Below are 20,664 nucleotides of genomic sequence, written 5' to 3' on the forward strand. Positions count from 1 at the left end.
GCCGCCACCGGGCGCTACAAATGGGCTTCGATATACCGCTGATAACGGCTGGCTTTCAGATAACACAAATCCACCAGCACCAGCCCGTCCACGCAGTTGTTGAACGCCGGGTCGCTGCCAAAATCGATAAACTGCACGCCGCCGGGCTCGCACAGCTCGGAATACTGCTTGTACAGCGGCGGGATGCCGCATCCCAGATTGCCAAGCAGTGATTTCAGCCGGGTCAGATCCTCCACATAATCTTCGCCCCCAAACTGCGACAGCACGTCGGGCAATGAGGCGGGGTACGGGCGGCGCGAGGTCGCCAGCGGATGAGTGGCCGGGAACCAGAGCCGGTAAAAGGCCACCAGCAGATCCCGCGCCGCGGGCGGTAATCCCCCGGAGATGGAGACCGGTCCGAACAGGTAACGATAGTGCGGGTAACGCGCCAGATAAGCACCAATGCCGGACCACAGGTAGTCGAGCCCGCGGCGTCCCCAGTAGCGCGGCTGAATAAAGCTGCGCCCCAGTTCAATCCCGTGCTCCAGGATCTCATCCATGTCGTCGCCGTAGTGAAACAGGCTGTGGCTGTAGAGGGCATCCCGTCCCTGGAAGGCGGTCGGCATAAAGCGGTAGGCGCCTACAATCTCCAGATCGTCGTCATCCCATAAAATCAGGTGCAGATAGTCATCGTCATAGCGATCGGTATCGCGCCGTTTACCGCTGCCTTCGCCCACGGCGCGAAAAGCAATCTCCCGCAGGCGGCCCAGCTCGCGCAGGATCGGCACCTCTTCCTGGCCGTTGCGCTGCCACAGATAGATGCTTTTGCCATCGGCGGTAATGCCCAGACGCTCCGCCTGCGCCAGGGCGCGCTTCAGGGTGGCACGGTCTTCCGGGCGGGCAATGGCGGACTCGGTTTTGAACACACCCGGCAGTCCCTTGCCGAGGCGCAGCACGTGCTGGCGGCACTGCTCGGCCAGCTCCCGGGCGGAGAGCGTGGGGCTGTACCAGTGGTGCCAGCCGATCTGCTGGCCGATTTTCACCGGCAGGCGGCTGTGGCGACGGCGAAACATCTGCTGCATCAGCAGCAGCATCGACAGCTGCGGCGAGAGCAGGGTGGTGGCATAAAACAGCAGGCTGTTGCGGGCGGGGATATTAATCGGCAGCAGCGGGGCGCGGAATTTGCCCGCCAGTTTGATAAAGCCGGGGTGCCACTTTTTATCGTGGATCCCGGTGCGCGTGGGGCGGGAGACCTCCCCCGCCGGGAAGAAGATCAGCACCCCACCATTTTGCAGCTGCTGCTCCATCAGGGCGAACGACGATTTCCCTGTCCGTCCGCCCATGTTATCCACCGGAATAAACAGCGCACTCAACGGTGCCAGATGCGTCAGCATGCGGTTGGTCACCACTTTCACGTCCCGGCGCACGCGGGAGAGGGCATACAGCAGCGCCAGTCCGTCCAGCGTACCGGTGGGGTGATTCGCGATAACAATCAGCGGGCCGTGGGCGGGAATCTGTTCGAGGTCGTGAGCCGGAAGGGTACAGAGGATATCAAGATGCTCCAGAATCTGTTCCACCATATCGAGCCCTTTCAGGTGACGGTGGTCGGCGGCAAATTGCTGAAATTCCGCTTCGTATAAGAGCTTCTTTAACACGCTTTTTTGCCAGGGTGCAGGTTTTGCCTGCGGCCAAAGGTCATCGAGAACGCTGTCGAGACTAAACATGGTGGCTCCTCCTCCTGTTCTGCTGAGACAGTAGAAGCGCCAGATGTCGATTGTATTGCAGGGGGGTGAAGCTTGTGTTCCAGGTCCGTAGGCCGGGTAAGGCGAAGCCGCCACCCGGCAATAGGGATTAACGCAGAATTTTCTTCTCGGCCAGATCCAGCGCGAAGTAGCTGAAGATCAGATCCGCACCGGCGCGCTTGATCGCCCCCAGGCTTTCGAGGATCACTTTCTCTTCGTCGATCGCCCCCGCCTGGGCGGCGAATTTGATCATCGCGTACTCGCCGCTCACCTGATAGGCGCCCAGCGGCAGTTCGGTGCGCTCGCGGATGTCGCGCAGGATATCCAGATAGGCGCCCGCCGGTTTCACCATCAGGCAGTCAGCGCCCTGCGCTTCGTCGAGCAGCGACTCACGGATCGCTTCGCGGCGGTTGAGCGGGTTCATCTGGTAGGTTTTGCGATCGCCCTTCAGGGCGGTACCGGCCGCTTCACGGAACGGACCGTAGAAGGAGGAGGCGAACTTGGTGGAGTAGGACATGATCGCAGTATCAGTGAAGCCAGCGGCATCCAGCGCCTGGCGAATGGCCTGCACCTGGCCATCCATAGCAGCAGACGGAGCGATAAAGTCCGCGCCTGCGGCGGCAGCCACCACCGCCTGTTTGCCCAGGTTCTCCAGAGTGGCATCGTTATCCACGCCGTGATCGCACAGCACGCCGCAGTGGCCGTGGGAGGTATATTCGCAGAAGCAGGTGTCGGACATGACGACCATCTCTGGCACCGTCTGTTTGGCGATGCGCGACATACGCGCCACCAGACCATCCTCTTTCCAGGCATCGCTGCCGGTGGCGTCGGTATGGTGGGAGATGCCGAAGGTCATGATTGAGCGGATGCCTGCGTTGGCAATGCGTTCAATTTCGCGCGCCAGATGCTTCTCAGGAATGCGCATCACGCCCGGCATGGCGTCGATGGCTTTGTAGTCGTCGATCTCTTCTTCAACAAAAATCGGCAACACCAGATCGTTCAGGGACAGGGTTGTCTCTTCAAATAATGCGCGCAACGCCGGGGTTTTGCGCAGGCGACGGGGACGAGCAATTAAATCGGTCATGATATGCCTGAGGTAGTGAATCGAAGAGGGACAGTGTACCTGAAATGCAGCCGGACTGTTTTACTAAAGTTGTCGTTTAGGTTGAGAATGCAGGGCGGTGGGAGCGGTATTATTTATGGTTTTATATTTTACTTCCTGAAATAAGTTTACATTATAATATCGCGCGAAAATTATCTGAATCTGGATATAGCTAGCCCTGGTAATATCCTAATCCTTCTCATTGTTTTTTTAAAATTGCTATTATTATTTATATGTTATATTTCTCATTCGCTTTTATTTAATAATTTCTGATGATCTTTCGCCTTGTGTTTCTTTTGTTTCGATTGAATGCAACTCTTTGTTATTTGTGCTTTTTATTATTATTTTTTATATTTTAAAAAGTTCCTGTATTATATTGTCTGTTTTCGGACATAATTACTACATTCATTGAACTATTTTCTTTAGCGACTGCATAATTCTCCTCGCAATATATTTGCACTGTATTTACGGACAAACTTGCTTACGTCCCTGAGGAGGGATGACCCAATGCAAACATGGAAAAAGAAATTTGTTGTATCTCAACTTGCATTAGCCTGTACGCTGGCTATCGCTTCTCAGGCCAATGCAAAAGATATTTCTGGTAGCACTTATAACACTTTTGGATATGATAATACGTCTACCTCTGCCTGGTATAACGGCTACTCCGACTGGAATTACTCCAGCGCGACCCACGACAACGATATCTATCCTGTCATTAACAAGTCGACGGTAAACGGCGTTATCTCAACGTATTACCTTGATGATGGCGCGGGCGGGCATGCCAATTCGCTGTCAATCTCCAACAGCACCGTCAACGGTATGATCACCTCCGGTTGCATGACCACCGAATGTGCTGGCGGTTTGAATGCGGATGGTACAACGCATAACCAGTACGATCGTTTTAGCCTGAATGTCGACAATTCCACCATCAACGATACCTACGAGCACTACGCTTATGACGTCGTTGACGGCACCAGCACGACCACCCGTTACTGGGATACTTACGCGCTGGGCAATGCCATTACCCTCGACGTAGAATCGGACATCGTTATTCAAAACAACTCCCACGTGGCCGGTATCACTCTGACTCAGGGCTATCAGCAGCTGGATAACACGCCGTATGATGCTGTGACCGGCATTGAAGACAACAGCCATGTCTTTACCAACACCCTGCAGGTTAACGATTCGGTTGTCACCTCCGGCGCCTACAGCGATCTGGGCACCAACGGTTTTTACGGTCAGTCGGCGAAACCGAGCGATTACGGCGAGAGCAACGCCACGGCTGCGGATGATGCAGCGCTGATCGTCAGTGCCAGCAGCGCGGATAACGCCATGCAGACCACGGCTAACTTCGATCACTCCACGCTGAGCGGCGATGTACTGTTCACCAGCACCTTCGACAACAACTTCTATCCAAATGGCGATCCGGCTACCGATACCACCGCTGACGGCGTCTACAACCCGACCACCAACGGCTGGGATGGCACTGACAAACTGGATCTGACCCTTACCAACGGCAGTAAGTGGGTCGGCGCAGCCGTCTCCAGCGTCGAGGCGATTGGGCCTTCTCAGATGTATGGTCTGGGCTACAGCAGCGTCGACTGGCGTAGCCTGGAGCCAAACAGCATCTGGCCTGAATCCACCTTCAACAGCAATGGTCATCTGGTGGACAACCAGGTTTATCAGAGCGGTCTGTTCAACGTCGCGCTGGATAACGGTTCCGAATGGGATACCCGTAAGCAATCCAACATTGACAAGCTGACCGTCAATAACCGTTCGCAGGTCAACGTAGAAAGCTCTGGCTTACTGGCGGACAGCATCACTCTGACCAACGCGTCGACCATAAACATTGGCGATTCCGGTGATGTGGCAACCGACAGCCTCTATCTCGACAGCGCAAGCCGGACCACCCTGACTCAGGAAACGGCGGCGCTGTATGCCAACACCATTACCGTGGATAACCATGCTGAACTGGCGCTGGGTCTGGGCCAGGTCGATACCCACAAAATGGTGCTGACCGATGGCGGCGTGCTGAATGTTGCCAGCCGTGATTATGTGTTCAATTCCGATCTGAACAATGCTCGCTATATCACCAATGATATCCACCAGGCTGATTACGATTACGGGGTGATCGCCCTGAACTCTGACGGTCATCTGGCGGTGAACGGTGAAGTGTCCGGTAACTATAAAGTGCGTCTGGATAACGCAACCGGCGCGGGTTCTGTCGCTGACTACAAGAATAAGGAAATTATTCGCGTCTACGACAATAACGCCGATACGCAGGCCAGCTTCACCGCAGCCAATAAAGCGGATCTCGGTGCTTACACCTATCAGGCACAGCAGCAGGGCGATACCGTGGTGCTGCGTCAGGAGCGTCTGACTGATTACGCCAACATGGCGCTGAGCATTCCTTCTGCCAACACCAACATCTGGCATCTGCAGCAGGATGCGCTCGCTAATCGTCTGACCAACAGCCGTCATGGCCTGGCAGACAACGGTGGCGCATGGGTGAACATCTTCGGCGGTAATTTTGACGGCGATAATGGCACTATCCATTACGATCAGGACGTTAGCGGCATCATGGTGGGCCTCGATACCCATATTGATGGTAATAACGCTGACTGGATCGTCGGTGCGGCAGCGGGCTTTGCGAAAGGCGATATGAATGACCGCAGCGGCCAGGTGGATCAGGACAGCCAGACCGCAATGCTCTATTCCGCGGCGCGCTTTGCTAACGATCTCTTCATCGATAGCTCCCTGAGCTATTCGCGCTTCAATAACGATCTCTCAGCGAACATGAGCAATGGTGAATATGTCGATGGCAATACCACGACTGACGCCTGGGGCTTTGGGCTGAAACTGGGTTACGACTGGAAACCGAACACTGCCGGTTACCTGACCCCCTATGCAGCCATTTCCGGTCTGTTCCAGTCCGGGGACGACTACCGCCTGAGCAACGACCTGCGTGTGGGAAGCCAGTCTTACGACAGCATGCGTTATGAAGCCGGTATCGATGCAGGTTATACCTTCGGTTATGGCGACGACCAGGCGCTGACGCCGTTCTTCAAACTGGCCTACGTTTATGACGATGCCGGTGAAGATGCCAAAATTAACGGCGACAACATCGATAACGGTGTGAAAGGCTCTGCGGTGCGCGTAGGCCTGGGGACCCAGTTCAGCTTCACCAAAAACTTCAGTGCGTACACTGATGCCACCTATTTGGGTGGGGGGGATGTCGATCAAAACTGGGGCGCTAATCTGGGTGTGAAATACACCTGGTAATATGTCTGATGCGGGGAGGCCTGCCTCCCCGTTGTTATAGCGTCAGTTAAGGATGACCTGAGATCTCATGAACCGTTATGCAAAACCCATTTCTGAGTTCTCCCGACTTGAACAGTGCCTGGCGGCGCACAGCACACCATTTACGCTTCCTGCAATGCATCCTGTCTTCGGGGATTGCGATAAAGAAAATGAAAACGCAGTAGTGCTGCAGTCGGGCACGCTCAGTATCCACCGTCAGCAGGACGATCTGCTGATAGAGATTGTCACCGCACCTTATATCTTCGGGCTGAATGCCGGCATGATGGGCTGCAGCACCGAATACCTGCTGGTGACGCAATCCCCCTGTACCGGTTTCTGGCTGCCTGCATCCGGGGCCCGCCAGCTGATCCAGCAGGCCGGTTTATGGTCCGATGCCTTCTGCTGGCTCTCCTGGCACCACCGGGTAATGGAGATCCGCGACAAACAGCTGGTGGGCAACAATTCGTACAGTCAAATCCGTTCCACGTTGCTGGATATGGCCCAGTGGGATGAGACGCTGCGTATGCGGGTGGGGGTCATGAACTACATTCAGCGCCGCACACGTATTTCGCGTTCCGTGGTGGCAGAAGTGCTGGCGGCGCTACGCCAGGGGAACTACATCACTATGGACAGGGGCAAGCTGGTCAGAATCAACCACTTGCCCGGTGAATATTAGCGTCAGGATGCCGGGATAACCCGCGGTTTGTTCTCGCTCAGCTCCACCACCAGCTGGTTAACGCCGTCGCTCATGTTGACGAAACGCGTGAGCGGCGAGCGCGTTACCACCACAAATACGCCCACGTTAGATTGCGGGATCATCGCCATATAGGTGATGAATCCGCCGCCACCGCCGGTTTTCTGAATAATGCCAGGCCGTCCATTTTTAGGTGCCATATAGACCCAGCCAAGGCCCAGCGCGTCCGCACGGCCTGGTACATCCATCCCGATCACCCGGCTTAACTGGCTGCGTTGATAGATCAGAGTCTGCATTCTGTCGGCCTGGTTGCTGCGCGCGTAGAAATCAGAGGAGAGGAACTGCTGCATCCAGCGCATCATGTCGCCAGGAGTGGAGTAAACCCCGCCGCTACCGACCGCCGCCAGGGTGTTATTACACGGGCTGGCCCCTTTCTCTGCCACCATCAGGCGTTTGCACTGATCGGGTGACGGAGTAAAGGTAGTATCTTTCATCCCCAGCGGACGGGTGATCTGCTCTTCGAACAGCTGGGCGTAGGGCTTGCCCGCGGCGTTGCCCAGCGCATCGGCCAGCAGATCGAACGCCAGGTTCGAATAGGCGGCCTGGGAGCCCGGGGATGATTTCAGGGTGGCTGTCGACAGCCAGTTCCAGCGCTGATCGCGGGTTGGCCAGACGAAGACCGGACGGTGGGCCGCGCCGCCTGGCTGTTCGCGCGGCAGGGCGCTGGTGTGGGTAGCCAGGTTGACGAGCGTAATCGGCGCGCCCTGATATGTCGGCACCCGGGCGCCCGGTGGCGCATATTTACTTAACGGATCGTTGAGCTTAACCACGCCCTGATCGAGCAGTTTCACCAGCATCTCACTGGTCATTAACTTGGTCAGGGAGGCGATGCGCACTACAGAATCAAGCTGCGGATGGATATTATTGCCCGGGCGCGTTTCGCCAAAGCTGCGGAATACGCGCTGGTTGCCGTCAATCGCCACCAGAGCCATCCCCGTTGCGCCACTGCCGTAAAAAATATGATTCGCGTAGCGATCAACCACATCGGAGGCAAAAGCCGGGTCGGTAATCGGCTCGACAGCCTGCGCGCTGGTGAGGCTGGCCGCATACAGCGCGGCGGAGAGGAACAGACAACGTTTCAACGAAAGTATCCATGAAGTGAATGAAAAAGTATGCGTATTTATACTACTAAACACCATAATGCAAAGGCCTGAACAGCATAACGATAGCGTGAAAAACGTAACCGCGGGTAAATACGAACAATTTCGTTATTACCGATCTCATGTTTTGTGACATTGCGCTTATGATACCTGCCAGGTTCATTGGCTTTTCCGCTCGGGTGGCGGTTGACGGCGAACTAATACAAGCCCAACAGGTCTGATAATCCGTCGTCCACAGCAGTAGCGATAACTACAAGAAGGAAGCGTTATGTTTAAGTCGTTTTTCCCAAAACCGGGACCCTTTTTTCTCTCGGCCTTTATTTGGGCTCTGATCGCGGTCATTTTCTGGCAGGCGGGTGGCGGGGCCTGGTTTGAGCGTCTGGTTGGCGCTACGGGTGATGTGCCGATCAGCGCGGCACGTTTCTGGTCACGCAGCTATCTGATCTTCTACGCCTATTATGCGTTCTGCGTCGGGGCGTTTGCCCTGTTCTGGTTTGTCTGGTCGCCGCACCGCTGGCAGTACTGGTCGATTCTCGGCACCGCGCTGATTATTTTCGTCACCTGGTTTCTGGTGGAGGTGGGCGTGGCGGTCAACGCCTGGTATGCCCCGTTCTATGACCTGATCCAGACCGCCCTCAGCGCGCCGCACAAAGTCTCTATCAATCAGTTTTATCATGAAGTAGGCGTGTTCCTCGGCATCGCGCTCATCGCCGTTGTTATTGGCGTAATGAATAACTTCTTCGTCAGCCACTACGTCTTCCGCTGGCGTACCGCGATGAACGAACACTATATGGCCCACTGGCAGCAGCTGCGCCATATTGAAGGTGCCGCCCAGCGTGTGCAGGAAGACACCATGCGCTTTGCCTCCACGCTTGAGGATATGGGGGTCAGCTTTATCAACGCTATTATGACTCTGATCGCCTTCCTGCCGGTGCTGGTCACACTGTCGGCGCACGTGCCGGACCTGCCGATTGTCGGTCATCTGCCCTATGGCCTGGTGATCGCCGCGATTGTCTGGTCGCTGATGGGCACCGGCCTGCTGGCGGTGGTAGGGATCAAACTGCCGGGGCTGGAGTTCAAAAACCAGCGCGTTGAGGCCGCCTACCGTAAAGAGCTGGTCTACGGCGAAGACGATGCCAGCCGCGCCTCGCCGCCAACGGTGCGTGAGCTGTTTGGCGCGGTGCGCCGGAACTACTTCCGCCTCTATTTCCACTACATGTATTTCAACATTGCCCGCATTCTCTATCTGCAGGTGGATAACGTTTTCGGTTTGTTCCTGCTGTTCCCGTCGATTGTAGCCGGTACGATTACGCTGGGTCTGATGACGCAAATTACCAACGTCTTCGGTCAGGTACGCGGGTCGTTCCAGTATCTGATCAGTTCATGGACCACGCTGGTGGAGCTGATGTCCATCTATAAACGTTTGCGCAGTTTTGAACGTGAGCTGGATGGTCAGGATCTTCAGGAAGTTACCCATACGTTGAGTTGATACAGGGAGCTGTTATGTCTTTTACCGTACCGCGCGCGTTACCCTTATCCCTGCTTGCCGCCCTGGTGTTGGCCGGGTGTGCTGAGCAAGGGGCTGCGCCGCTGAAAAAGGGCGAAAAGCCCGTCGACGTGGCAAGCGTGGTGCGGCAAAAAATGCCCGCCACGGTAAAAGACCGGGACCAGTGGGCCTCGGCGCTGGCGAAAACCTTTGAGAGCCAGAAGATTGCCCCTACCGAGGAGAATATCTGCTCGGTGCTGGCGGTGGCACAGCAGGAGTCGCTGTATCAGTCCGATCCGGCGGTGCCGGGGCTGAATAAAATCGCCTGGAAGGAGATTGACCGTCGCGCCGAAAAACTCCACATCCCGGTGTTTCTGGTCCACACGGCACTGAAAATCAAATCGCCAAACGGCAAGAGCTACAGCGAGCGGCTGGATACGGTGAAAACCGAGAAGCAGCTCAGCGCCATCTTCGATGACTTTATCAATATGGTGCCGATGGGACAGACGCTGTTTGGCTCTCTCAATCCGGTACATACCGGTGGTCCAATGCAGGTCAGTATCGCCTTTGCCGAAAAGCATACCGACGGCTATCCGTGGAAAATCGAGAACACGGTTCGCCAGGAGGTCTTCTCCCTGCGCGGCGGACTCTGGTTCGGCACTTACCATCTGCTGAACTACCCCGCCAGCTATACGGTGCCGCTCTACCGCTTTGCTGACTTTAACGCGGGCTGGTATGCGAGCCGCAATGCGGCGTTCCAGAATGCCGTCAGCCGCGCCAGTGGGGTGAAGCTGGCCCTGGATGGCGATCTGATCGCCTATGGCAGCAGTAACGCAGGGAAGACGGAGCTGGCGGTGCGCAAGCTTTCAGGCAAGCTGGACATGAGCGACAGTGAGATCCGTCGGCAGCTGGAGAAGGGTGACAGCTTTGCGTTTGAGAAAACCGAGCTCTATCAGCAGGTCTTTAAACTGGCGGAGCAGAAGAGTGGCAAGGCGTTACCGAGAGCGATGCTGCCGGGGATCCAGCTTGAGAGCCCGAAAATCACCCGCAATCTGACGACAGCCTGGTTTGCCCAGCGCGTTGACGATCGCCGGGCGAAGTGCATGGCGCTCAACTAGCGATAACGGCGCCAGCGCACGTAGAGGGCAACGGCGCCCAACACCACCAGCCCGACAAGGAAGGGGATCAACCCGAAGACGGTGCTGACACCGAGCCCAATCTCAACGCGCGGACGGCCGCTCTCTTCGACCTGCATCAGGTGCTCATAGACGCCGGGAGCATGCACCAGAATATTGAGCAGCTGTGAGCCAGCCCAGAAGCAGAAAAGCACAAACAGCGCGTATGCAATATTTCCTGCCGTGGAGGTTTTTGGTTGCCTGGTGTTGTAGATGGGCTTTGACATCGTAAAATCTGCCATACATACCTCCGAGTGTTCTGACTGGCTATGTGCCTGTTGTACACGTCAAGTTTGACAGCTCATGGCTGTTGTCAATATCGGAATGTTGGTAAATTGGCCTGGAGAATTCTCCTGGTTTGTCGAATTTTGCCGCACATCACAGATTTTTTACTTAAGTGAAATCCCCGCACATTTCAGATTTTCCGCACAGGCCGCAGACCTGAAGACAAATCTGTGCGAGGATAGATTTTTTCTTCTGGAGCGACCATGAAACTGCCTGCCAAAATTCGCCGTGACTGGCATTTCTACGCCTTTGCTATTGGGCTTATCTTTATTCTGAATGGGGTGGTGGGGCTGCTGGGCTTCGAAGCGAAAGGCTGGCAGACCTATGCGGTAGGGCTGGTGACCTGGGTTGTCAGCTTCTGGCTGGCGGGGTTTATTATTCGCCGTCGCCCGGAAGAGACGACGGCGAACGACGCGGATTAACCGTTTACTGAAATCTGCAGGGCGCTGTCAGCGGCATGTCGCTCCAGCGCCAGCTCAATCAGGCGGGTGATCAGATCCGGGTAGCTGAGACCGCTGGCCTGCCACAGTTTCGGGTACATGCTGATGTTGGTGAAGCCGGGCAGGGTGTTGATCTCATTGATCACCACGCGGTTGTCCGCCGTTAAGAAGACGTCGACGCGCGCCATACCGCGACAGCCCAGCGCCTGATAGGCTTCGATGGCAATTCCACGGATCGCGTCGTTAACGTCAGCCTCCAGCGCCGCGGGTACCACCACCTGCGCGCCCTTGTCATCAATGTATTTGGTGTCGTAGGAATAGAAGTCGCTGTTCAGCACCACTTCGCCACAGGTACTGGCCTGCGGGAAATCATTGCCTAGCACCGCGCACTCAATCTCACGCCCTTTAATTCCCTGCTCAACCACCACTTTATGATCGAAGGTGAACGCCAGACGTACCGCTTCGCTGAACTGCGCTTCGCTGTTCACTTTGCTGACGCCCACGGAGGAGCCCTGGTTAGCCGGTTTGACGAACAGCGGCAGGCCGAAGCGGGCGCTGAGATCGGCAAAGATGTGCTGCTCGCGGTTGGCGCGGGTCAGGGTAACAAAGGGCGCCACGTTCAGGCCAGCGTCACGCAGCAGGCGTTTAGTGACATCTTTATCCATGCAGGCGGCAGAACCGAGGACATCGGAGCCGACGAACGGCAGGTTCGCCATGCGCAGCATCCCCTGCAGGGAGCCATCTTCACCCAGCGTGCCGTGGACAATCGGGAAAATGACGTCGAGCTGTGAAAGCGTCTGTCCGGTACCGGCATCGATAAGCTGGCCCTGCGTCACGCCCGGCACGGTAGCAACGCTGACCTCAGACGGATTCAGCGCAATATGCGCCGGATCGTCGGCGTTAAGCAGATAGCCCTGCTCGTCGTTAATGTGCCATTGACCCTGTTTATCAATGCCCAGCAGCACGACCTCAAAGCGGCTCTTATCAATCGCGTTAACGATATTTTTGGCCGATTGCAGCGACACTTCGTGCTCTGCTGATTTTCCCCCAAAGACAATACCTACCCGCAACTTCGCCATCACGTACACTCATCCACTCTGACTCAAAACCCCTACCATATCACGATGCCCGGCGGGATTCGCCGCCTTCTGCCATAATGTTTTGACACATTGCGAAGGGGGGTGAGTGAAAGGAAAAAGCCTGATTATCTGTCTAATCCTCATTGCTGCGGCTATTGCGGGCTACCGCTGGCTGCCGTCTTATTACAATCCGTTTGCACCGCTCACGCTTGACGATCCCCCCGGTACCCTGACTCAGTTTAAGCTCCGTCGCCTGACGCCTGAGCATTGTGATGTGCTGCTGGCGCAGGCTAATGCGCGTCAGCTGATCCGCACCCAGGCGGTGGCCGACAGCACGGGAGAGTGTCCGCTGAGTGATGTGGTGCGCGTGCGTAGTTTTGGCTCCGTCAGTCTTAGCAGCAGTTTTCTTGCCAGCTGCCCGCTGGCGCTCAGCTCGGCGTTGTTCGTCAACCAGCAGGCCCGGCCCATCACCGAAACCATGATGGGCAGCGGTCTGTCGCGCATTGACCATTTCGGCAGCTTTGCCTGCCGCAATATCTATCACCGCGCCAACGCCCGGCGCAGCGAGCATGCCACCGCCGAGGCGCTGGATATCAGCGGCTTTACCCTGGAAAACGGTCAGCGAATTTCGGTTCTGCGCGGCTGGAAGAGTGCCTCCACTGAACCCTGGCTGCGTGCGCTACTGAGTGCCAGCTGCGGCTATTTCGGTAACGCGCTGGGCCCTGACTATAACGCCGCCCACGCCAACCACTTTCACCTTGGGATGCGGGGGTTTGGCTACTGCCCGCAAAGCATAAATCACCAGCAAAAAGGGGAAAGTATGTGACATATTTCACAAATATGATGACTGGGAAGATAAAACCCCAAAGAGACGCGGGGCGCATCTCTGACAACGTCCGGTGAAAGGTAACTTGCTAATCTGATAACGAATTTACGTAATATGAAGACAGTGCTCGCCTATGGAATCGTGGAAGGTTAACCTTATTTCGGTCTGGTTTGGTTGTTTTTTCACCGGCCTTGCCATCAGCCAGATTTTGCCGTTTTTGCCGCTGTATGTCTCCCAGCTTGGCGTCTCGTCGCACGAAGCGTTGTCGATGTGGTCAGGGCTCACCTTCAGCGTCACGTTTCTGGTTTCGGCCATCGTCTCGCCCATGTGGGGCAGCCTTGCGGACCGTAAAGGGCGCAAGCTGATGCTGCTGCGCGCCTCGCTCGGCATGGCGATTGCGATCCTGCTCCAGGCCTTTGCCACCAACGTCTGGCAGCTTTTTCTGCTGCGCGCGCTGATGGGGCTGACCTCCGGTTATATTCCTAACGCGATGGCGCTGGTGGCGTCGCAGGTTCCCCGGGAGCGCAGCGGCTGGGCCATCAGTACTCTGTCGACGGCGCAAATCAGCGGCGTGATCGGCGGCCCGCTGATGGGCGGCTTTCTGGCAGACCATGTGGGTCTGCGCGCGGTATTTCTGATCACAGCGATCCTGCTGGTGGTAAGTTTTCTGGTAACGCTGTTTCTGATCAAAGAGGGGGTTCGCCCCACCGTCAGCAAGGCGGAGCGGCTGAGCGGCAGGGCGGTCTTTGCCTCGCTCCCTTATCCGGGCCTGATGATCAGCCTGTTCATCACCACCATGGTTATCCAGCTTTGCAACGGCTCGGTGGGGCCGATCCTCGCGCTGTTTATTCAGTCGATGGCACCCGAGAGCAATAATATCGCCTTCCTCAGCGGGATGATTGCCGCGGTGCCGGGGATCTCCGCGTTGATGTCCGCCCCACGTCTGGGCAAGCTCGGGGACCGCATAGGCACCGGGCGTATTTTGATGGCGACGCTTATTGTGGCGGTGGTGCTCTTTTTCGCCATGTCCTTTGTCACCACCCCTTTGCAGTTGGGCGTGCTGCGCTTTCTACTCGGCTTTGCGGATGGCGCCATGCTGCCCGCCGTACAGACCCTGCTGATTAAGTACTCCAGCGATCGGGTCACCGGACGGATCTTCGGTTATAACCAGTCGTTTATGTATCTGGGGAACGTTGCCGGTCCGTTGATGGGGGCCGCGGTCTCGGCGATGGCCGGTTTCCGCTGGGTATTTGCCGCCACCGCTGTGGTGGTGCTGGTAAACATTCTGCAACTGGCGTGGGCGATGCGCCAGCGCCGCCTGCAGGAAGTCCGCCGTTCTTAATGTAGCTATATAATATATTGATATCTGGCCGCCATTATCATTCCTGTGAAATGGCGGTTCTTGTATTTAATTCAGGTTGCGCAGAAAAAAAGAAAAATTTAATTTAAGTCGCATTTTTACCGGCCGTACAGAAACGCATTTATGCGCCATGTGGGATTTCCTTAAAAATAGTACTTTTACCCACTTTGCAAGTCTCAATCATAATGATAACGTCGCAAAAAAACGTGATAAGGAAATAGCGCTGTGAAAAATCTAATTGCAGAGTTGTTAGTTAAGCTGGCAGAAAAGGAAGAAGAGTCAAAAGAGCTTGTGGTTCAGGTTGAAGCGCTGGAAATAGTGGTTACCGCCCTGCTACGACAGATGGCGCAAAGCGATCAACAGGCGCTGATCGAAAGCGTGGAAGGCGCGCTGGATGAGGCCAGGCCAGATGCACAGGTTCCGGCCCAGGACAGCGAAATGCTGCAGCAATACGTAAAAAAGCTGCTACGGCACCCGCGCAGCTGACCCATTATTTGACCTGAGTTGTTGTCAAAAACCGTCACCCCGGTTGCCTGTCGTCGCTCTGTTTTATTTTTATCTTTCCTCAATGGGAAAAATAAGTGAAACAGAGCGCACGTTATATTCCATAGCTTACCTCGCGACATTATCCCCACAATTTATGCTGTAAATGTTCTCTCTATCCTGGTACCGGGTATATGACGCTGCCGCCGGCCCAACATATTATTCTGCTTATTAGCGACGGCATGAGCCACGCCGAAATAACCACTGTGCGAAATTATCCCGATGGCGCGGGTGGTTTTTTTAGCAGTACGAACCAGACTTAAGGAGATCATTCACAGAAGGAAAGTGCTATGAAAATCACACTACTGGCGACCCTGCTCCTTGGCCTGTTCTCTCTTACTCCCGCGGGGGCGCAAGATCAGCCGCTCACACCGCAACAGCAACGTATGACCACCTGCAATCAGCAGGCGACCGCCCAGGACCTGAAGGGCGACTCCCGTAAGAGCTATATGAGCGATTGCCTGAAAAACGCCTCCTCTAAACCCAACGAAAAAAGCCTGACGCCGCAACAACAAAGGATGCGTGAATGTAACTCCCAGGCGACCCAACAATCCCTTAAAGGGGACGACCGGAGTAAGTTCATGAGCGCCTGCCTGAAGAAAACTGGCTAGTTCAAAAGGGTGAGCGTTCCGTTTGGCTCACCCGAAATATCATACTTAGCGCCAGATAACCCTTTCTATAATTTGGGAAAATGCTTTTGAGTGTTCCCAATGACCATGAATGATGAAAACATTTACAGCAAAGTCTATGCCCGGGAAGGGATAAATCTGGCGCTTTCGGCGGATGAGCATCATCGCTCAGGAATTCGTCTGGCCCGTCGTTTACGGCTCCCGCGTGCGGCGGGCCTGGCTTTTCTGTTTTTCCCTGTTGCCAGCGTGCTGACCGCGCAATCGGTTAACGGCGTCTGGTGGCTTTTGCTGGTTGGATGGGCCTTTGTCTGGCCCCATCTGGCCTGGCAACTGGCGATGCGCTCTGCCAATCCCCATCACAATGAGATGTTTAACCTCAAAGTCGATGCCATTATGGCCGGGGTATGGATTGGACTGATGGGCGTTAACGCCATGCCCACCGCGGCGCTGGTCATGATGATGAGCATGAACCTGATGGGCGTGGGGGGGATTAGGCTGTGTGGTACAGGATCATTGATGACCGCGCTGGCGGCGCTGGTTACCCAGCAGCTGATGCACATTCCGGCAGGCTTTATCAGTACCCCGCTTGAGGTCTGGCTCGCCCTGCCGGGGATTGTTGGTTATCCGATGCTATTTGCCTGGGTAAGCTTCCGTACAACCAGCCGTCTGGTGGAACATAAGCGCCGTCTTGAGTTGATGAGTACTCTGGATGGGATGACAGGGGTATACAACCGTCGTCACTGGGAAGTGTTGCTGCGTACAGAATTTGAAAACTGCCGTCGCTATCACCGGAGCGCCACGATCCTGCTGATCGATATCGATCACTTCAAAGGCATTAATGATACCTGGGGCCATGACGTAGGCGATCAGGCGATTCTCGCCGTGACCCGTCAGCTACAACTGACGTTACGCGCCAGCGATATGATTGGTCGCTTTGGCGGCGATGAGTTCGCGGTAATCATGAGCGGAACGCCAGCGGAAAACGCTATTGCGGCAATGTCGCGGGTCCATGAACGGCTGGCGGAACTGCGCCTGCCGGGCGCTCCGCAGGTAAAGCTCTGCATCAGCGTCGGTGTCGCGCCGCTCACGACGTCGATGGTGCATTATCAGGAATGGTTAAAAGCGGCGGATATTGCACTTTATAAGGCGAAAAATGCCGGACGTAACCGTACCGAAGTGGCCGCCTGACGTCCGGCTGTCGGTCAGGATTTGCTTAGCAGCTCTGACTTTTCCATGCACTTGTTCATGGCTTCAATGACCGCTGCCCGGAAACCGCGCTCCTCCAGCACCCGCACCGCTTCAATGGTTGTGCCGCCCGGAGAGCAGACCATATCTTTCAGTTCGCCCGGATGTTTGCCGGTTTCCAGCACCATTTTGGCGGAGCCCATTACCGCCTGCGCCGCAAATTTATAGGCCTGCGCGCGCGGCATCCCGCCCAGCACCGCGGCATCTGCCATCGCTTCGATAAACATAAACACGTAGGCGGGCGCTGAACCGCTGACGCCTACCACCGGGTGGATCATCGCCTCGGCAATCACTTCGGCCTCTCCGAAGCAGCGGAAAATATTGACGACATCGGCAACCTCTTCGGGGGTCACCAGCGCGTTAGGGGTGATAGAGGTCATGCCCGCTTTTACCAGCGACGGCGTGTTGGGCATGGCGCGGACGATTTTACGGTCGTGGCCCAGCGCGCGCGCCAGCTGATCGAGGGTGATGCCTGCCGCGATAGAGACCACCAGCGTCTCTTTATTGAGGCTGGAGGTGATATCGCTCAGGACTTTCACCATCATGTTCGGCTTCACCGCGCCGAAGACGATATCGGCCACCTGGGCCACTTCCTGGGCGCTTTGCGCGGCGTTAATCCCGTACCGATCGTGCAGGGCGGCGACCTTGTCCGGTGATGGGGTGTAGACCCAAATCTGGCCAGGCTGCACCTGACCGCTGGCAATCAGACCGCCGAGAATGGCTTTGCCCATATTACCGCAGCCGATAAAACCGATTTTCTTCTCCATCACGTCTCCCTCTTAAACTTTGTTATGATTGTGGCACTTTAGCCTATCAGGTTTTGTTACGCAGCATTATATGCCGGAGAGAGAAGATGGCGATTTGGGTGGATGCCGATGCGTGTCCCAATGTGATTAAAGAGATCCTGTTTCGTGCTGCCGAGCGCGTACAGATGCCGCTGACGCTGGTGGCGAACCAGAACCTGCGCGTGCCGCCGTCCCGATTTATCCGTTCCTTGCGCGTACCGGCCGGCTTTGATGTGGCCGATAACGAAATTGTACGCCTGTGCAGCGCGGACGATCTGGTGATCACCGCCGATATTCCACTGGCGGCGGAGGTGCTGGAGAAAGGGGCCGCAGCGCTCAATCCGCGAGGCGAGCGTTATTCGCCAGCTACTATCCGTGAAAAGCTGACGATGCGTGATTTTATGGACACGATGCGCGCCAGCGGCGTGCAGACCGGCGGGCCGGACAGCCTCTCCCAGCGCGACAGGCAGCAGTTCGCCGCCGAGCTGGACAAATGGCTGCTGGAAGTGAAGCGCCGCCAGGGGTAATCATCGCTGCGTGAGCGGTTTTGGTCATTATTACCACAATCCGGGGTTGTCAACGGCGGGTGGGTTCAGGTAAGGTGAGCGCACCGTTTAGTGCAATTTTTTCTTTACAGGATAACCCTCGCTATCTCTTGGGTTGACTTAACTGTCAGTTTAATATCACGCCTGATGTAATAATTATTTTACGGTTAACGTGTGTACTAGCTTAATGGTATCATTGCACTCTTTTCGACTTCACGCACCGCATGCGCGCGGCATCAAAGGGAACACCTAGTCATGACCCAGCCTATTTTTTTAATTGGCCCCCGCGGCTGTGGCAAAACCACCGTCGGTCTTGAACTGGCTCGTCTGTGTCAGAGTGAATTTGTCGATACCGATCACTGGCTACAGACCCATGCCGGGCAAAGCATCGCTGAGATTGTTGAGCAGGAAGGGTGGGAGAGTTTTCGCGCCCGCGAAACGGCGACCCTCGAGGCGGTGACCGCAGGCTCCGGCATTATCGCCACCGGCGGCGGCATTATTTTGTCCGCTTACAACCGTCAGTTTATGCGTGAAAAGGGCCGGGTGATCTATCTTTGTGCCCCGGTGCCGGTGCTGGTCGGGCGTCTCGAAGCCTCGCCAGAAGAGGGACAGCGCCCAACCCTGACCGGCAAACCTATCAGCGAAGAGGTGAGCGCAGTGCTGGCGGAGCGTGATGCGCTCTATCGCGAAGCCGCTCACCACGTGGTGGACGCCTCCCTTCCTCCTGCGCAAGTGGTGCAAAATATCGTCGCTGCGCTTCATCTGGCATGCGCCAGCTAACTGATGTCTATACTGATAGTTCAGCCAACCTAATAAAATAAAGGATGAACTATGCCAACCAGACCTCCCTATCCGCGTGAAGCCCGTATTGTTGCCGTTGAGAAAGGCGCAACGGGCAAGACTGTCACCTGGTATCAGCTGCGTGCTGACCACCCGAAACCGGATTCACTGATCAGTGAACATGAAACGGAGCAGGAAGCGAAGGATGCGAAAGTGCGCTACGAAGATCCCGATAAAGCCTGAATTAAATCTGAATACGGTCAAAACCGTACCGTAATCACACTATTCAAAAAGCGTAAACATTAAACGGAGGGTAATGTTCAGGTTTAACAGACACATTCTGTCAGGCACGTGGATCTTTACATTCCAGCGGTTGAATCTGCTGCTACGCTTTTCAGCACTTTTTCCTGAACAGCGAAGTGTGCCTGTATCTGTGTCACGGTAGTGGTTGTATAGAAAGGCGAGAACGATGAAGGCAACATTGGCGATCCTCACGATTGGGGTAGTCCCGGTAAGCGAAGTACTACCGCTCTTAACGGAGCATATTTCTGCGCAACAAATTACGCATCACAGTTTGCTCGGTACGCTGAGCCGGGAAGAGGTCATGGAAGACTACGCCCCTGAACCGGGCGAGGCGCAGCTGCCTACCCTGCTCAGCGACGGCGAGCTGGGAAACGTCTCGTTGCCGAAGATCGCGTGCGCCCTGCAAGGCGTGATCGAAGTGCTCGATAACCAGGGCTATGAGGTGATCCTGCTGATGAGCACCGCGCCCATCACTGGCCTCGTCGCCCGCAATGCAATTTTGCTTGAGCCGACGCGGATCATCCCGCCGCTGGTCGGATCGATTGTCGATGGCCATCAGGTGGGGGTGATCGTGCCGATCCCTGAGCTGATGGAGAACCAGTCCCGCAAATGGCAGTGCCTGGTTAAGGCGCCGCTGCTTGCTGTAGCCAATCCTTTCTGGGACAGCGAAGAGAAACTGATCGACGCCGGGCGCGATCTGCTGGCCCGCGGCGCAGATGTCCTGATGCTCGATTGTCTTGGTTTTCATCAACATCACCGTGATTTACTGCAAAAACACCTGGACGTGCCGGTGCTGTTATCAAACGTGCTGGTGGCCCGGCTGGCCTCGGAATTGCTGGTCTGATGATTTTGCGTGACAGGTACGGAGTGTCACCCCTATATTGGGTTGACAACCAACGACAATAAGGACCAGTCCATGCTTCAGACTAATGAATACTTTTCCGGTAAAGTGAAGTCCATCGGTTTTACCAGCAGCATTACTGGCCGCGCCAGTGTTGGCGTAATGGAAGAGGGGGAGTACGCCTTCGGTACCGCGCAGCCAGAAGAGATGACCGTGGTGAGCGGCTCGCTCAAAGTGTTACTGCCGGGGGAAACGGAGTGGAAAGTCTATAACCCGGGCGATGTTTTCAACGTGCCAGGCCACAGCGAATTCCATCTGCAGGTTGCGGAACCTGCCTCTTATCTGTGTCGTTATCTGTAAAAAAA

At 55.7% G+C, this 20,664-nt stretch carries 21 protein-coding genes; 15 read left to right on the plus strand and 6 right to left on the minus strand.

Annotated elements, in window-relative coordinates; genetic code table 11:
• Positions 1–14: 14 nt before the first annotated feature.
• Together C2U54_RS09635 and hemB are read right to left on the minus strand one after the other, a co-directional pair.
• On the minus strand, positions 15–1,703 hold the full coding sequence (locus tag C2U54_RS09635) for a lysophospholipid acyltransferase family protein (RefSeq protein ID WP_103178424.1): 1,689 nt from the start codon (positions 1,701–1,703) through the stop codon (positions 15–17).
• Between the two features lie 127 nt (positions 1,704–1,830).
• Positions 1,831–2,805, minus strand: coding sequence for a porphobilinogen synthase (gene hemB, locus C2U54_RS09640; protein WP_103178425.1), 975 nt, complete (start codon positions 2,803–2,805; stop codon positions 1,831–1,833).
• Between the two features lie 525 nt (positions 2,806–3,330).
• Here hemB and C2U54_RS09645 point away from each other — a divergent pair.
• Both C2U54_RS09645 and C2U54_RS09650 read left to right on the plus strand, forming a co-directional pair.
• Positions 3,331–6,105, plus strand: a complete 2,775-nt coding sequence (locus C2U54_RS09645) for an autotransporter outer membrane beta-barrel domain-containing protein (RefSeq protein WP_103178426.1) — start codon at positions 3,331–3,333, stop codon at positions 6,103–6,105.
• 67 nt (positions 6,106–6,172) lie between these two features.
• The gene (locus C2U54_RS09650) at positions 6,173–6,799 is read left to right on the plus strand and encodes a helix-turn-helix domain-containing protein (RefSeq protein WP_103178427.1); all 627 of its coding nucleotides are present in this window, start codon (positions 6,173–6,175) and stop codon (positions 6,797–6,799) included.
• A gap of 2 nt (positions 6,800–6,801) precedes the next feature.
• Here the strand turns inward: C2U54_RS09650 and ampH are convergent, their stop codons facing one another.
• Positions 6,802–7,959: a D-alanyl-D-alanine-carboxypeptidase/endopeptidase AmpH gene (ampH, locus tag C2U54_RS09655; RefSeq protein ID WP_103178428.1), complete on the minus strand. Its 1,158-nt coding sequence runs from the start codon at positions 7,957–7,959 to the stop codon at positions 6,802–6,804.
• A 286-nt stretch (positions 7,960–8,245) separates the two neighbouring features.
• Here ampH and sbmA point away from each other — a divergent pair, with 286 nt between their 5' ends.
• On the plus strand, positions 8,246–9,466 hold the full coding sequence (sbmA, locus tag C2U54_RS09660) for a peptide antibiotic transporter SbmA (RefSeq protein WP_103178429.1): 1,221 nt from the start codon (positions 8,246–8,248) through the stop codon (positions 9,464–9,466).
• Between the two features lie 14 nt (positions 9,467–9,480).
• Complete coding sequence (locus tag C2U54_RS09665; RefSeq protein ID WP_103178430.1) at positions 9,481–10,581, plus strand: DUF1615 domain-containing protein; 1,101 nt, start codon at positions 9,481–9,483, stop codon at positions 10,579–10,581.
• Here C2U54_RS09665 and C2U54_RS09670 read toward each other — a convergent pair.
• Entirely contained in the window at positions 10,578–10,880 is a 303-nt protein-coding gene (locus tag C2U54_RS09670; protein ID WP_103178431.1) for a DUF2755 family protein, read from the minus strand. The genes C2U54_RS09665 and C2U54_RS09670 overlap by 4 nt on opposite strands.
• A gap of 246 nt (positions 10,881–11,126) precedes the next feature.
• Here C2U54_RS09670 and C2U54_RS09675 point away from each other — a divergent pair, with 246 nt between their 5' ends.
• Complete coding sequence (locus C2U54_RS09675) at positions 11,127–11,345, plus strand: DUF2754 domain-containing protein (protein WP_039031465.1); 219 nt, start codon at positions 11,127–11,129, stop codon at positions 11,343–11,345.
• Here C2U54_RS09675 and ddlA read toward each other — a convergent pair.
• On the minus strand, positions 11,342–12,442 hold the full coding sequence (gene ddlA, locus C2U54_RS09680) for a D-alanine--D-alanine ligase (RefSeq protein ID WP_103178432.1): 1,101 nt from the start codon (positions 12,440–12,442) through the stop codon (positions 11,342–11,344). The two genes, C2U54_RS09675 and ddlA, sit on opposite strands and share 4 nt — an antisense overlap.
• 106 nt (positions 12,443–12,548) lie before the next feature.
• Here ddlA and C2U54_RS09685 point away from each other — a divergent pair, with 106 nt between their 5' ends.
• The 5 genes from C2U54_RS09685 (at position 12,549) to adrA (ending at position 16,988) form a co-directional block, all read left to right on the plus strand.
• The gene (locus C2U54_RS09685) at positions 12,549–13,268 is read left to right on the plus strand and encodes an extensin-like domain-containing protein (protein WP_103178433.1); all 720 of its coding nucleotides are present in this window, start codon (positions 12,549–12,551) and stop codon (positions 13,266–13,268) included.
• A 133-nt stretch (positions 13,269–13,401) separates the two neighbouring features.
• A complete protein-coding gene (locus C2U54_RS09690) occupies positions 13,402–14,610 on the plus strand; it encodes a multidrug efflux MFS transporter (protein ID WP_103178434.1) in 1,209 nt (402 codons plus the stop codon).
• Positions 14,611–14,853: 243 nt separating this feature from the next.
• On the plus strand, positions 14,854–15,114 hold the full coding sequence (iraP, locus tag C2U54_RS09695) for an anti-adapter protein IraP (RefSeq protein ID WP_103178435.1): 261 nt from the start codon (positions 14,854–14,856) through the stop codon (positions 15,112–15,114).
• A 347-nt stretch (positions 15,115–15,461) separates the two neighbouring features.
• The gene (psiF, locus tag C2U54_RS09700; protein ID WP_103178436.1) at positions 15,462–15,782 is read left to right on the plus strand and encodes a phosphate starvation-inducible protein PsiF; all 321 of its coding nucleotides are present in this window, start codon (positions 15,462–15,464) and stop codon (positions 15,780–15,782) included.
• Positions 15,783–15,887: 105 nt separating this feature from the next.
• Positions 15,888–16,988 carry a diguanylate cyclase AdrA gene (gene adrA / locus C2U54_RS09705; protein ID WP_103181034.1) on the plus strand — a complete coding sequence of 367 codons (1,101 nt, stop codon included), beginning with the start codon at positions 15,888–15,890 and terminating at the stop codon, positions 16,986–16,988.
• 14 nt (positions 16,989–17,002) lie between these two features.
• Here the strand turns inward: adrA and proC are convergent, their stop codons facing one another.
• Positions 17,003–17,812: a pyrroline-5-carboxylate reductase gene (gene proC / locus C2U54_RS09710; RefSeq protein WP_103178437.1), complete on the minus strand. Its 810-nt coding sequence runs from the start codon at positions 17,810–17,812 to the stop codon at positions 17,003–17,005.
• A gap of 86 nt (positions 17,813–17,898) precedes the next feature.
• Between proC and C2U54_RS09715 the strand changes: the two genes are divergently transcribed.
• The 5 genes from C2U54_RS09715 (at position 17,899) to ppnP (ending at position 20,659) form a co-directional block, all read left to right on the plus strand.
• Positions 17,899–18,357 carry a YaiI/YqxD family protein gene (locus C2U54_RS09715; protein WP_103178438.1) on the plus strand — a complete coding sequence of 153 codons (459 nt, stop codon included), beginning with the start codon at positions 17,899–17,901 and terminating at the stop codon, positions 18,355–18,357.
• Positions 18,358–18,630: 273 nt separating this feature from the next.
• Positions 18,631–19,155, plus strand: a complete 525-nt coding sequence (aroL, locus tag C2U54_RS09720; protein ID WP_103178439.1) for a shikimate kinase AroL — start codon at positions 18,631–18,633, stop codon at positions 19,153–19,155.
• A 51-nt stretch (positions 19,156–19,206) separates the two neighbouring features.
• Positions 19,207–19,398: a protein YaiA gene (yaiA, locus tag C2U54_RS09725; protein WP_103178440.1), complete on the plus strand. Its 192-nt coding sequence runs from the start codon at positions 19,207–19,209 to the stop codon at positions 19,396–19,398.
• 226 nt (positions 19,399–19,624) lie between these two features.
• Complete coding sequence (locus C2U54_RS09730) at positions 19,625–20,302, plus strand: AroM family protein (protein WP_103178441.1); 678 nt, start codon at positions 19,625–19,627, stop codon at positions 20,300–20,302.
• A gap of 72 nt (positions 20,303–20,374) precedes the next feature.
• Positions 20,375–20,659, plus strand: a complete 285-nt coding sequence (ppnP, locus tag C2U54_RS09735; protein ID WP_103178442.1) for a pyrimidine/purine nucleoside phosphorylase — start codon at positions 20,375–20,377, stop codon at positions 20,657–20,659.
• Positions 20,660–20,664 lie beyond the last annotated feature (5 nt).

This window comes from Leclercia sp. LSNIH1 (assembly GCF_002902985.1).
Lineage (GTDB): Bacteria > Pseudomonadota > Gammaproteobacteria > Enterobacterales > Enterobacteriaceae > Enterobacter.

Excerpts from the sequence above, each read along its gene's own strand:
- C2U54_RS09665 (WP_103178430.1), top strand. The coding sequence starts at position 9,481 with ATGTCTTTTACCGTACCGCGCGCGTTACCCTTATCCCTGCTTGCCGCC.
- aroL (WP_103178439.1), top strand. The coding sequence starts at position 18,631 with ATGACCCAGCCTATTTTTTTAATTGGCCCCCGCGGCTGTGGCAAAACC.
- C2U54_RS09670 (WP_103178431.1), bottom strand. The coding sequence starts at position 10,880 with ATGGCAGATTTTACGATGTCAAAGCCCATCTACAACACCAGGCAACCA.
- yaiA (WP_103178440.1), top strand. The coding sequence starts at position 19,207 with ATGCCAACCAGACCTCCCTATCCGCGTGAAGCCCGTATTGTTGCCGTT.
- C2U54_RS09690 (WP_103178434.1), top strand. The coding sequence starts at position 13,402 with ATGGAATCGTGGAAGGTTAACCTTATTTCGGTCTGGTTTGGTTGTTTT.
- sbmA (WP_103178429.1), top strand. The coding sequence starts at position 8,246 with ATGTTTAAGTCGTTTTTCCCAAAACCGGGACCCTTTTTTCTCTCGGCC.
- hemB (WP_103178425.1), bottom strand. The coding sequence starts at position 2,805 with ATGACCGATTTAATTGCTCGTCCCCGTCGCCTGCGCAAAACCCCGGCG.
- C2U54_RS09715 (WP_103178438.1), top strand. The coding sequence starts at position 17,899 with ATGGCGATTTGGGTGGATGCCGATGCGTGTCCCAATGTGATTAAAGAG.
- C2U54_RS09650 (WP_103178427.1), top strand. The coding sequence starts at position 6,173 with ATGAACCGTTATGCAAAACCCATTTCTGAGTTCTCCCGACTTGAACAG.
- C2U54_RS09645 (WP_103178426.1), top strand. The coding sequence starts at position 3,331 with ATGCAAACATGGAAAAAGAAATTTGTTGTATCTCAACTTGCATTAGCC.
- proC (WP_103178437.1), bottom strand. The coding sequence starts at position 17,812 with ATGGAGAAGAAAATCGGTTTTATCGGCTGCGGTAATATGGGCAAAGCC.
- C2U54_RS09675 (WP_039031465.1), top strand. The coding sequence starts at position 11,127 with ATGAAACTGCCTGCCAAAATTCGCCGTGACTGGCATTTCTACGCCTTT.
- adrA (WP_103181034.1), top strand. The coding sequence starts at position 15,888 with ATGAATGATGAAAACATTTACAGCAAAGTCTATGCCCGGGAAGGGATA.
- ppnP (WP_103178442.1), top strand. The coding sequence starts at position 20,375 with ATGCTTCAGACTAATGAATACTTTTCCGGTAAAGTGAAGTCCATCGGT.
- C2U54_RS09730 (WP_103178441.1), top strand. The coding sequence starts at position 19,625 with ATGAAGGCAACATTGGCGATCCTCACGATTGGGGTAGTCCCGGTAAGC.
- ddlA (WP_103178432.1), bottom strand. The coding sequence starts at position 12,442 with ATGGCGAAGTTGCGGGTAGGTATTGTCTTTGGGGGAAAATCAGCAGAG.
- psiF (WP_103178436.1), top strand. The coding sequence starts at position 15,462 with ATGAAAATCACACTACTGGCGACCCTGCTCCTTGGCCTGTTCTCTCTT.
- C2U54_RS09635 (WP_103178424.1), bottom strand. The coding sequence starts at position 1,703 with ATGTTTAGTCTCGACAGCGTTCTCGATGACCTTTGGCCGCAGGCAAAA.